Source organism: Streptococcus mitis, assembly GCF_001074635.1.
GTDB classification, from domain to species: Bacteria; Bacillota; Bacilli; order Lactobacillales; family Streptococcaceae; genus Streptococcus; species Streptococcus mitis_E.
In genome coordinates this window covers 1-11,669 of sequence record NZ_JUQO01000113.1, presented here as the reverse complement: position 1 = coordinate 11,669, position 11,669 = coordinate 1, and the positions used below count along the sequence as shown (strand labels likewise).

The window sequence follows — 11,669 nt, the reverse complement described above, 5'->3', positions numbered from 1 at the left end:
TTTGAGCAACCTGCGGCTAGTTTCCTAGTTTGCTCTTTGATTTTCATTGAGTATTATATTACTTTCTATTTGTAGGAGGTGGCTTATGAAGATTCCTCTCTTAACTTTGGCAAGGCATAAATTTGTTTATGTCTTACTTACTTTGCTTTTTCTTGCTTTGGTTTATCGTGATTTCTTGATGACTTATTTCTTTTTTGATATTCATGCGCCTGACCTAGCCAAATTTGATGGACAAGCAATTAAAAATGACTTATTAAAATCAGCTTTAGATTTTCGTATTCTCCAGTTCAATTTAGGTTTTTATCAATCGTTTATTATTCCAATTATCATTTCTTTGCTAGGTTTTCAATACATTCAGCTGAAAAATAAAGTTTTACGATTGAGTATTGGAAGAGAAGTAAGTTATCAAGGGTTAAAAAGAAAGTTGATTTTTCAAGTTGCAAGTATCCCTTGTGTGATATATTTAGTGACTGTGCTGATAATTGCAATCATAACCAATTTCTTTGGGACTTTTTCGCCTCTGGAATGGAATTCTCTATTTTCTGATGGAAGTAGTTTACAAAGGATTCTAGATGGAGAGATAACAAGCTATTTGTTCTTTACTTGTGTCCTACTAATCGGTATTTTCATCAATGCAGTCTATTTTTTAAAAATAGTTGATTATTTAGGGAATGTGACTCGTTCGGCAATTGCCTATTTGATGTTTCTTTGGCTTGGTTCTATGCTGCTCTATAGTATCTTGCCATACTATATGGTTCCTATGACGAGTTTGATGCAAGCTAGCTATGGGGATGTAAGTTTGATGAAACTCTTTACTCCTTATATCCTTTATATTGTTCCTTATATGGTGCTTAAAAAATATGAAGATAATGTTTAAGAATTTTAACAATATTTTGCTAAAGAGAAAGATCATTTTACTACTTCGCATAGTTCTGATGATGATTTTGATTAACTGTCTATTGTCAACAGTGGTTCAAAAGCAGGATGCTGTTATCTTTTTCAAGAGGGAATTGATTTCAATCTTTTCCTATAATGATTATTCTGAAGTGAATTTAGAAATCCCCAAACTCTTGTTAAACCTTTCGCTTTTCATGGTAGGATGGCTCTCTGTCATTTTGCTTGAAAGTGATTTGGCAGATCATTACCATCACTTGATTCGCTATCAATCAAGCTCCTTTTTCGATTATACAAGGAAACGATTGGTTGTCATTTCTAAATTTTTTACTCAAGATTTATTTGTCTGGTTTCTTGGTTTACTTCCTCTAGGAATTCATTTCAAAACAGTCGCACTTTTCTTTTTACTTGCTCAGTTAATGATCTTGTATTTGTTACTGTCTTATCTGATAGCACTTATTAGTGTAGGCGCTAGTTTTTCCTTTTTTATCTATTTTTTAGCATTTGTGGGACAAGAATGGATGATGGATCATATTGTAACAGTGTATGTAGTACTCTTAAGTTTATTAGTTATCTTGACTGTTAGTCGCTTGGAAGAGAAATTTAAGAAAGGATAAACGATGAGACTTGAAATTATAAATGGACAGAAAAATTATGGGAAAAGACCTATTTTAAATCAGTTAAATCTGGTCTTTCAATCAGGAAAAATTTATGGCCTTAAAGGTGATAATGGATCTGGCAAGACGGTTCTTTTAAAGGTACTTGCTGGTTATATTAAGCTTGACAAAGGAAAAGTTCTTCAAGATGGTAAAGTTTACGGGGTGAAAAATCATTATATTCAGGATGCAGGGATTTTAATCGAAAAGGTAGAGTTTCTATCTCATTTATCCCTGAGAGAAAATTTGGAACTGTTAAGGTATTTTTCATCTAAAGTTACGGAAAAAAGAATTGCCTATTGGATTCAATACTATGATTTACAGGAATTTGAAGACATTGAATACCGTCATTTATCCTTAGGAACGAAACAAAAAATGGCTTTGATTCAAGCCTTTATTGCCGAACCTTCTATACTCTTTCTCGATGAACCTATGAATGCTTTGGATGAGAAGAGTGTGAGGTTAACCAAACAGGTCATTTTATCTTACCTGAAAAAAGAAAATGGTTTGGTTATCCTGACTTCGCATATATCGGAAGATATTTCAGATCTTTGTACAGATGTATTAGTTGTCGAAAATGGGCATATACAATATTTAAAGGATATACAATCCTAGGAGGTGGCTTATGGAACATCTAAAATCATTTATTACACGCTATTCCAAGGTTTATATTGGTTTAGTTCTGCTGATCTGGCTGGCTTTCTTCTTTGTTCCTTGGGATAAACCAGTTCTGGGAATATCTATCAATCTCTTAATCATGCAGAAAGTTTTACTAGTTTTTGGTATTCTGTCTATTTTGATGGCCTTGCTGTCCAAGAAAGTCAGTCTCTTTGTTTTTGGATTGATCTGCTGTTTTTCTCTTTGGATAAATCTATTTATCCTATTTGCGATTTTGCCGATTTTTGTTGGCAATTAAATCATCATAAAAGTCAGAGAGGTTAGCTTGGAAACTAGCCTCTTTTTCCTTTTCAAAATGGGGATTCTTCCTTGAAAATAATCAGTAATTGTGCTAAAATTAAAAGAACATTCTAAAATATTCGGAATTTAAAGTAAGGAAAAACATGGCTAATATTTTAAAAACAATTATCGAAAATGATAAAGGAGAAATCCGTCGTCTGGAAAAGATGGCTGACAAGGTTTTCAAATACGAAGACCAAATGGCTGCTTTGACTGATGACCAACTAAAAGCAAAAACAGTTGAATTTAAAGAACGTTATCAAAATGGAGAATCACTGGATTCATTGCTTTATGAAGCATTTGCGGTTGTCCGTGAGGGTGCCAAACGTGTCCTAGGCCTCTTCCCATATAAGGTTCAGGTCATGGGGGGAATCGTTCTTCACCATGGTGACGTGCCAGAAATGCGTACAGGGGAAGGGAAAACCTTGACTGCGACCATGCCCGTATACCTCAATGCCCTTTCAGGTAAAGGGGTTCACGTAGTTACGGTCAATGAATACCTATCAGAACGTGACGCGACTGAGATGGGTGAATTGTACTCATGGCTTGGTTTGTCAGTAGGAATCAACTTGGCTGCCAAATCTCCAATGGAGAAAAAAGAAGCCTATGAGTGTGATATCACTTATTCAACCAACTCAGAAATCGGATTTGACTACCTTCGTGACAACATGGTTGTTCGCGCTGAAAACATGGTACAACGTCCGCTTAACTATGCCTTGGTCGATGAGGTTGACTCAATCTTGATTGACGAGGCGCGTACACCTTTGATCGTATCAGGTGCTAATGCGGTTGAAACTAGTCAGTTGTATCACATGGCAGACCACTATGTAAAATCTTTGGACAAAGACGACTACATCATCGATGTGCAGTCTAAGACTATTGGTTTGTCTGATTCAGGGATTGACAAGGCTGAAAGCTACTTCAAACTTGAAAACCTCTATGACATCGAAAACGTAGCTTTGACTCACTTTATCGATAACGCCCTTCGTGCCAACTACATCATGCTTCTCGATATTGACTATGTGGTGAGCGAAGAACAAGAAATCTTGATCGTTGACCAATTTACAGGTCGTACCATGGAAGGTCGTCGTTATTCTGATGGATTGCACCAAGCCATTGAAGCTAAAGAAGGTGTGCCAATTCAGGATGAAACCAAGACATCTGCCTCAATTACTTACCAAAACCTTTTCCGTATGTACAAGAAATTGTCTGGTATGACGGGTACAGGTAAGACTGAGGAAGAAGAATTCCGTGAAATTTACAACATTCGTGTTATTCCAATCCCAACAAACCGTCCTGTTCAACGTATTGACCACTCAGACCTTCTTTATGCAAGTATCGAGGCTAAGTTTAAGGCGGTTGTCGAAGACGTTAAGGCTCGTTACCAAAAAGGTCAGCCTGTCTTGGTTGGTACAGTAGCGGTTGAAACTAGTGATTACATTTCTAAGAAATTGGTCGCAGCTGGCGTTCCTCACGAAGTCTTGAATGCTAAGAACCACTACAAAGAAGCCCAAATCATTATGAATGCTGGTCAACGTGGTGCTGTTACCATTGCGACTAACATGGCCGGTCGTGGTACCGACATCAAGCTTGGTGAAGGGGTTCGTGAACTTGGAGGACTTTGTGTTATTGGTACAGAGCGTCATGAAAGCCGTCGTATCGATAATCAGCTTCGTGGACGTTCAGGTCGTCAAGGAGACCCAGGTGAGTCACAATTCTACCTATCTCTTGAAGATGATTTGATGAAACGTTTTGGTTCTGAACGTTTGAAGGGAATCTTTGAACGCTTGAACATGTCTGAAGAGGCGATTGAGTCTCGTATGTTGACGCGTCAGGTTGAGGCAGCGCAAAAACGTGTCGAAGGAAATAACTACGATACTCGTAAACAAGTCCTTCAATACGATGACGTCATGCGTGAACAACGTGAGATTATCTATGCTCAACGTTACGATGTCATCACTGCAGACCGTGACTTGGCACCTGAAATTCAGTCTATGATTAAACGCACGATTGGTCGTGTCGTTGATGGTCATGCGCGTGCAAAACAAGATGAAAAACTAGAAGCAATTTTGAACTTTGCTAAGTACAACTTGCTTCCGGAAGATTCTATTACGATGGAAGACTTGTCAGGCTTGTCTGATAAGGCCATCAAGGAAGAGCTTTTCCAACGTGCCTTGCAAGTTTACGATAGTCAGGTTTCAAAACTACGCGATGAAGAAGCAGTTAAAGAGTTCCAAAAAGTCTTGATTCTACGAGTGGTAGATAACAAGTGGACAGATCATATCGATGCCCTCGATCAATTACGTAACGCAGTTGGACTTCGTGGCTATGCTCAGAACAATCCTGTTGTTGAGTATCAGGCAGAAGGTTTCCGTATGTTTAATGACATGATTGGTTCGATTGAGTTTGATGTGACACGTTTGATGATGAAAGCACAAATTCATGAACAAGAAAGACCACAAGCAGAACACCATATCAGTACAACAGCGACTCGCAATATCGCTGCCCACCAAGCAAATATGCCTGAAAATCTGGATTTGAGCCAGATTGGACGGAATGAACTTTGCCCATGTGGTTCTGGTAAGAAGTTTAAAAACTGTCACGGTAAAAGACAATAAAATGAGATAGTTTAGAGGCGGATACCTTGTGAAAAGTAAATTTTTACTTGGTATCCGTTTGATTTATAAGGAGATGAGTTATGGTATTTACAGCAAAAAGTCCTAAAATTAATATTGAAGAAGTTCGTGCCTTATCAAAACTAGAAGGCAAAGCTTTGGAGAGAAAATCACAGCGTGATCAAGAGCTAGAAGCCATTATGCGTGGAGAAGACCAGCGGATTCTATTGGTAATCGGGCCATGCTCATCTGACAATGAAGAAGCTGTTCTTGAGTACGCTAAGCGTTTGGCAGTCCTACAAGAAGAAGTGGCAGACCGTATCTTTATGGTTATGCGTGTTTACACTGCCAAACCCCGTACCAACGGAGATGGCTATAAGGGATTGATTCACCAGCCTAACACGGCAGAAGCGCCTAGTCTCATCAACGGAATCAAAGCCGTGCGCCATCTTCACTATCGTGTCATCACGGAAACAGGTATGACGACAGCTGACGAAATGCTTTATCCTGAAAATCTTCCGCTAGTGGATGATTTGATTTCTTACATGGCGGTTGGTGCTCGTTCAGTTGAAGACCAGCAACACCGCTTTGTGGCCAGTGGAGCAGATTTTGCGACTGGTTTTAAAAATCCAACCTCTGGAAATCTCAATGTTATGTTTAATGGGATTTATGCTGCTCAAAATAAACAAAGTTTCCTTTTCCTAGGAAAAGAGGTGGAAACAACTGGGAACCCGCTTTCGCACGCTATTCTTCGTGGAGCGACCAATGAGTATGGTAAGAATATTCCCAACTACTACTATGATAATTTGATGGATACCATTGCCCAGTATGAGAAAATGGGCTTGGAAAATCCCTTTATCATTGTGGACACTAATCATGACAACTCTGGTAAGCAATACATGGATCAGATTCGAATTGTCCGCCAGACCTTGATTAATCGTGATTGGAATGAAAAAATCAAGCAGTACGTTCGTGGATTTATGATTGAGTCTTATCTAGAAGACGGTCGTCAGAACGAACCGGAAGTATTTGGCAAGTCTATCACAGACCCTTGCCTTGGCTGGGAGAATACGGAAGTCCTCGTCAGAGAAATCTACCAAACGTTAGGAGAATAAGATGGCATTTATTGAAAAAGGTCAAGAAATCGATATTGAAGCAATCAAGGCAGAAACCCAATTGTCTGTGGAAGCCTTGCGATTAAAGGAGCGTCGAGATAGAGAATTGGCAGACATCATTTCAGGAGAAGATGACCGGATCCTTTTGGTGATTGGTCCTTGCTCTTCTGACAATGAAGAGGCTGTCTTGGAATATGCTCGCCGTTTATCCGCCTTGCAGAAGAAGGTGGCGGACAAGATTTTCATGGTTATGCGTGTTTATACAGCTAAACCTCGTACCAACGGAGACGGCTATAAAGGTTTGGTTCACCAACCAGATACTTCTAAGGCTCCAAGCCTGATTAACGGCTTGCAGGCTGTGCGCCAGTTGCACTACCGCGTGATTACAGAGACTGGTTTGACAACGGCAGATGAGATGCTTTATCCGTCAAATCTGGTCTTGGTGGATGACTTGGTCAGCTACCATGCTGTTGGGGCTCGTTCTGTGGAAGACCAAGAGCATCGCTTTGTGGCTTCAGGAATTGATGCACCAGTGGGGATGAAAAATCCAACTTCAGGAAATCTGGGTGTCATGTTTAACGGTATTTATGCTGCTCAGAACAAACAGACCTTCCTCTTCCATGGTCAAGAAGTTGAGACTTCAGGAAATCCCTTGGCTCACGTCATCCTTCGTGGCGCAGTTAATGAATATGGGAAAAATGAGCCTAACTTTTACTATGAAACTTTGCTAAATGCCATTGAGCGCTATGAAGCCATGGGACTTGAAAATCCCTTTATCCTTATTGACACCAACCATGATAACTCAGGAAAGCAATATATGGAGCAGATTCGAATTGTCCGCCAGACCTTGCAAAATCGTGATTGGAACGAGAAAATCAAAAAGACGGTTCGAGGATTTATGATTGAATCTTACCTAGCAGATGGTCGCCAAAACCAACCAGAGGTCTTTGGTTGCTCTATTACAGATCCTTGTCTAGGTTGGGAAAATACAGAGGCCTTGGTAGAAGAGATTTACGCTACCTTGACAAAATAAGTGAAAAGGATGGAGTTGGGGAATCTCAACTCCTTTTGATGAGAATGATAGTTGGACACGGAATTGACATCGAAGAATTGGCTTCGATAGAAAGCGCAGTTACACGACATGAAGGATTTGCTAAGCGCGTGCTGACCGCTAAGGAAATGGAGCGCTTCACCAGTCTTAAAGGGCGCAGACAGATTGAATATTTGGCTGGTCGTTGGTCGGCTAAGGAGGCCTTTTCCAAGGCCATGGGAACGGGCATTGGCAAGCTCGGTTTTCAGGATTTGGAAGTCTTGAACAATGAACGCGGGGCGCCTTATTTTAGTCAGGCACCATTTTCAGGAAAGATTTGGCTGTCTATCAGCCATACCGATCAGTTTGTGACAGCCAGTGTCATTTTGGAGGAAAATCATGAAAGCTAGTCCGCATAGACCAACCAAGGCTCTGATTCATCTGGGAGCTATTCGACAAAATATTCAACAAATGGGGGCTCATATCCCTCAAGGAACGCTCAAATTTGCAGTAGTCAAGGCTAATGCCTATGGTCATGGGGCTGTTGCCGTTGCCAAGGCGATTCAAGATGATGTTGATGGCTTTTGCGTTTCCAATATTGATGAAGCTATTGAACTCAGACAGGCTGGACTCAGGAAGAAAATCCTCATTTTAGGAGTTTCTGAAATCGAAGCTGTTGCTCTAGCTAAAGAATACGACATTACCTTGACTGTGGCTGGACTGGAGTGGGTTCAAGCACTCTTAGATCAGGAAGCGGACCTAACTGGATTAACAGTCCACCTCAAGATTGATTCAGGCATGGGACGGATTGGTTTTCGAGAGGCTAGTGAAGCTGAGCAGGCTCAAGACTTGCTCCAACAACACGGTGCTCGCGTTGAAGGGATTTTTACCCACTTTGCGACTGCGGATGAGGAATCAGATACTTATTTTAATGAGCAATTAGAACGGTTTAAAACTATTTTAGCTAGTATGAAAGGTCTTCCAGAGCTGGTTCATGCCAGCAATTCTGCAACGACTCTTTGGCATGCAGAGACTATTTTCAATGCGGTTCGTATGGGAGATGCCATGTATGGTCTTAATCCTAGCGGAGAGGTTTTGGACTTGCCTTATGACTTGAAACCAGCCTTGACCTTGGAATCTGCTCTGGTTCACGTCAAGACAGTTCCAGCTGGAGCTTGCATGGGCTACGGAGCGACATATCAAGCGGATAGTGAGCAAGTCATCGCGACGGTACCAATTGGTTATGCGGATGGTTGGACACGTGACATGCAGAATTTTTCTGTCTTGGTAGATGGCCAAGCTTGTCCAATCGTCGGCAGGGTTTCGATGGACCAAATCACTATTCGTCTGCCTAAGCTTTATCCCTTAGGAACCAAAGTCACCCTCATTGGTTCTAATGGGGGCAAGGAGATCACAGCTACTCAGGTAGCGACCTACCGTGGAACCATTAACTATGAAGTGGTTTGTCTTCTCAGCGACCGCATTCCGAGAGAATATTATTAGAAAAGAAAGGAGTGGAGCATGAATCTACATCAACCCTTGCATGTCTTACCTGGTGTGGGACCAAAGTCAGCAGAAAAATACGCCAAACTAGGAATTGAAAATTTGCAAGATCTCTTGCTCTACTTTCCTTTCCGTTATGAAGACTTTAAAACCAAGCAGGTGCTGGAGCTAGAAGACGGTGAGAAGGCGGTTCTTTCTGGTCAGGTAGTGACTCCTGCCAGTGTCCAGTATTATGGTTTCAAGCGCAATCGCCTGCGTTTTAGCCTCAAGCAGGGAGAAGTCGTTTTTGCGGTGAACTTCTTTAACCAGCCCTATCTAGCAGATAAGATAGAGTTGGGAGCAACCCTTGCTGTCTTTGGAAAATGGGACCGCGCCAAGGCTAGTCTGACTGGGATGAAGGTCCTGGCTCAGGTGGAAGATGACCTCCAACCTGTCTATCGCTTGGCTCAGGGAATCAGTCAGGCCAGTCTGGTCAAAGTTATCAAGACAGCCTTTGATCAGGGACTGGACCTCTTGATTGAGGAAAATCTGCCCCAGTCCTTGCTGGACAAATACAAACTCATGTCCCGTTGTCAGGCCGTTCGTGCCATGCATTTTCCTAAGGATTTGGCAGAATACAAGCAAGCCCTTCGCCGTATCAAATTTGAGGAACTCTTTTATTTCCAAATGCAATTGCAGACGCTCAAGTCTGAGAATAGAGTTCAGGGAAGTGGTCTGGACCTGAACTGGTCTCAGGAAAAAGTGACAGCAGTCAAGGAAAGTCTTCCTTTTGCCCTGACTCAAGCTCAAGAAAAGAGTTTGCAGGAAATTTTAACCGACATGAAGTCGGACCACCACATGAATCGTCTCCTACAAGGGGATGTGGGGAGTGGAAAAACGGTGGTCGCTGGCTTGGCCATGTTTGCAGCAGTGACAGCTGGCTACCAGGCTGCTCTCATGGTGCCAACAGAAATCCTTGCAGAGCAACATTTTGAGAGTTTACAGAACCTCTTTCCAGACTTGAAACTGGCTCTCTTGACAGGTTCCTTGAAGGTTGCAGAAAAGAGAGAAGTCTTGGAGACTATTGCTAAGGGTGAGGCTGATTTGATTATCGGAACCCACGCTCTGATTCAGGATGGGGTGGATTATGCTCGTCTTGGCTTGATTATCATCGATGAGCAGCACCGCTTTGGTGTGGGGCAAAGGCGTATTTTACGAGAAAAAGGCGACAATCCAGATGTCCTCATGATGACGGCGACTCCCATTCCACGGACGCTGGCTATCACAGCATTTGGAGATATGGATGTTTCCATTATTGACCAGATGCCAGCAGGACGGAAGCCTATTGTGACACGCTGGATCAAACATGAGCAACTGCCTCAGGTCTTGACTTGGTTAGAGGGGGAAATCCAAAAAGGTTCACAAGCCTATGTTATCTCTCCTTTGATTGAAGAATCAGAAGCTCTGGATTTGAAAAATGCCATTGCCTTATCAGAGGAATTGACGGCTCATTTTGCTGGTAAGGCAGAGGTGGCTCTTCTACATGGTAAGATGAAGAGTGACGAAAAAGACCAGATTATGCAGGAGTTCAAAGAGCAAAAAACGGATATTCTAGTTTCGACAACGGTTATTGAGGTTGGGGTTAACGTTCCTAATGCGACCGTTATGATCATCATGGATGCCGATCGCTTCGGTCTCAGCCAGCTTCACCAGCTCAGAGGTCGTGTGGGTCGGGGGGACAAGCAGTCCTATGCTGTTCTTGTTGCTAATCCTAAGACGGATTCTGGGAAAGACCGTATGCGCATCATGACAGAAACGACCAATGGATTTGTCCTTGCGGAGGAAGATTTGAAAATGCGGGGTTCTGGTGAGATTTTTGGAACCAGACAATCAGGACTTCCAGAGTTCCAAGTCGCTGATATTATCGAAGATTTTCCTATTTTAGAAGAAGCCAGAAAAGTGGCTAGCTATATTAGTTCTATAGAAGGCTGGCAAGAGGATCCAGAATGGCGCATGATTGCCCTTCATTTGGAAAAGAAAGAACATTTAGATTAAGCTTTCTTTAGGGAAAACTTAAGCTAGCTTTCAGGTTTGACCCTTATACTAGAGTCATCAAAAAGAAACGAGGACTCTCATATGACAGTAACGATTAAAGTAAATTACCAAACCACTTTCCAAAAGAAAGAAGCAAAAAATTAAGATTGAACAGGAGAAAAAGGGCGGAGATGCTCTTTTTTCGTTTTTAAAAGCACAATTTATTGAATCTAAAATAGCACATTGCGGATTCTAAAAAAATTCTAGAAATTATAGTAGATTGAATCCGAAATAGTCCACCGAGTTTTCTAAAACGTTGCTAGAAATTAGCTTGAATTCCGCAATCAATTTGTTCAGTTTTTATTTCATTTAACTATAATTTGACTTTCCTAATTTCTTTGTTCATATCTTATTTCAATACACTATATCTTACTATTTCAGAGCCCACATCTAGCATAACTAAAAAAACAGATTCTTCCATCTATTACGGAAAAATCTGTCATTGATTTAATGATTTACAAAAACTCCAACCACGGCTTGAGAGCCTTATTTTTGCTGGTTTCTCTATATTTTTTAGTTCTTATTTATGATGCTTTTTCAATAGTTCTTCAAACTCAGAGACAGTCATACCCAACTGTTGACTGGCAACTTCAGAAGGCAAAAGACCTTGACGGACTAGATTTAGTAGCATAGACAAACTTCCTTCAACTTTTCCACGCTCCAGTCCCTGTTCAATACCACGTTCCAATCCCTGTTCAATCCCTTCTGCCCTAGCAGTCTCCAAGGCATAATCCTGAGCCAACAAGGCTTGTTCTTCGCGCATACGTAGTTGACTAAACATCTTCCTGTCCTCCTCGGACCAGCTCTTGTAGTCCAGCAGTTGGTC

At 41.4% G+C, this 11,669-nt stretch carries 10 protein-coding genes and 1 pseudogene; 10 read left to right on the top strand and 1 reads right to left on the bottom strand.

Translation table 11 applies throughout. The annotated features are described in order from the left end of the window. Nucleotides 1-85 precede the first annotated feature (85 nt). The 10 genes from ADI58_RS04855 to recG all read left to right on the top strand — a co-directional run bounded on the left by ADI58_RS04855 (nucleotide 86) and on the right by recG (nucleotide 10,804). A complete protein-coding gene (locus ADI58_RS04855; protein ID WP_049521672.1) occupies nucleotides 86-877 on the top strand; it encodes a hypothetical protein in 792 nt (263 codons plus the stop codon). Beyond that, nucleotides 870-1,511 carry a hypothetical protein gene (locus tag ADI58_RS04850; protein WP_049521671.1) on the top strand — a complete coding sequence of 214 codons (642 nt, stop codon included), beginning with the start codon at nucleotides 870-872 and terminating at the stop codon, nucleotides 1,509-1,511. The genes ADI58_RS04855 and ADI58_RS04850 overlap by 8 nt, the downstream gene beginning before the upstream one ends. Nucleotides 1,512-1,514: 3 nt before the next feature. Continuing rightward, nucleotides 1,515-2,165, top strand: a complete 651-nt coding sequence (locus ADI58_RS04845) for an ABC transporter ATP-binding protein (protein WP_049521670.1) — start codon at nucleotides 1,515-1,517, stop codon at nucleotides 2,163-2,165. A 10-nt stretch (nucleotides 2,166-2,175) separates the two neighbouring features. Next, entirely contained in the window at nucleotides 2,176-2,466 is a 291-nt protein-coding gene (locus tag ADI58_RS04840; protein WP_020903246.1) for a SpeK protein, read from the top strand. 145 nt (nucleotides 2,467-2,611) lie between these two features. Next, nucleotides 2,612-5,125: a preprotein translocase subunit SecA gene (gene secA / locus ADI58_RS04835; protein ID WP_049521669.1), complete on the top strand. Its 2,514-nt coding sequence runs from the start codon at nucleotides 2,612-2,614 to the stop codon at nucleotides 5,123-5,125. 80 nt (nucleotides 5,126-5,205) lie between these two features. Next, nucleotides 5,206-6,237 (top strand): 3-deoxy-7-phosphoheptulonate synthase, encoded by a 1,032-nt coding sequence (locus ADI58_RS04830; RefSeq protein WP_049521668.1) that lies wholly within the window; start codon nucleotides 5,206-5,208, stop codon nucleotides 6,235-6,237. A gap of 1 nt (nucleotide 6,238) precedes the next feature. Next, nucleotides 6,239-7,270, top strand: a complete 1,032-nt coding sequence (locus tag ADI58_RS04825) for a 3-deoxy-7-phosphoheptulonate synthase (protein ID WP_049521667.1) — start codon at nucleotides 6,239-6,241, stop codon at nucleotides 7,268-7,270. Between the two features lie 44 nt (nucleotides 7,271-7,314). Then, nucleotides 7,315-7,677 carry a holo-ACP synthase gene (gene acpS, locus ADI58_RS04820; protein WP_000635005.1) on the top strand — a complete coding sequence of 121 codons (363 nt, stop codon included), beginning with the start codon at nucleotides 7,315-7,317 and terminating at the stop codon, nucleotides 7,675-7,677. Then, complete coding sequence (gene alr, locus ADI58_RS04815; RefSeq protein ID WP_049521666.1) at nucleotides 7,667-8,770, top strand: alanine racemase; 1,104 nt, start codon at nucleotides 7,667-7,669, stop codon at nucleotides 8,768-8,770. The genes acpS and alr overlap by 11 nt, the downstream gene beginning before the upstream one ends. A gap of 18 nt (nucleotides 8,771-8,788) precedes the next feature. After that, a complete protein-coding gene (gene recG, locus ADI58_RS04810) occupies nucleotides 8,789-10,804 on the top strand; it encodes an ATP-dependent DNA helicase RecG (RefSeq protein ID WP_049521665.1) in 2,016 nt (671 codons plus the stop codon). A 559-nt stretch (nucleotides 10,805-11,363) separates the two neighbouring features. On the opposite strand, the pseudogene ADI58_RS04805 reads toward recG, so the two are convergent. Next, nucleotides 11,364-11,669 (bottom strand): annotated as a pseudogene (locus ADI58_RS04805) (Rpn family recombination-promoting nuclease/putative transposase); the annotation flags it as partial.

Bases quoted from the DNA above. Each gene is read 5' to 3' on its own strand.
- ADI58_RS04855 (WP_049521672.1), top strand. From the start codon at position 86: ATGAAGATTCCTCTCTTAACTTTGGCAAGGCATAAATTTGTTTATGTC.
- ADI58_RS04850 (WP_049521671.1), top strand. From the start codon at position 870: ATGTTTAAGAATTTTAACAATATTTTGCTAAAGAGAAAGATCATTTTA.
- ADI58_RS04845 (WP_049521670.1), top strand. From the start codon at position 1,515: ATGAGACTTGAAATTATAAATGGACAGAAAAATTATGGGAAAAGACCT.
- ADI58_RS04840 (WP_020903246.1), top strand. From the start codon at position 2,176: ATGGAACATCTAAAATCATTTATTACACGCTATTCCAAGGTTTATATT.
- secA (WP_049521669.1), top strand. From the start codon at position 2,612: ATGGCTAATATTTTAAAAACAATTATCGAAAATGATAAAGGAGAAATC.
- ADI58_RS04830 (WP_049521668.1), top strand. From the start codon at position 5,206: ATGGTATTTACAGCAAAAAGTCCTAAAATTAATATTGAAGAAGTTCGT.
- ADI58_RS04825 (WP_049521667.1), top strand. From the start codon at position 6,239: ATGGCATTTATTGAAAAAGGTCAAGAAATCGATATTGAAGCAATCAAG.
- acpS (WP_000635005.1), top strand. From the start codon at position 7,315: ATGATAGTTGGACACGGAATTGACATCGAAGAATTGGCTTCGATAGAA.
- alr (WP_049521666.1), top strand. From the start codon at position 7,667: ATGAAAGCTAGTCCGCATAGACCAACCAAGGCTCTGATTCATCTGGGA.
- recG (WP_049521665.1), top strand. From the start codon at position 8,789: ATGAATCTACATCAACCCTTGCATGTCTTACCTGGTGTGGGACCAAAG.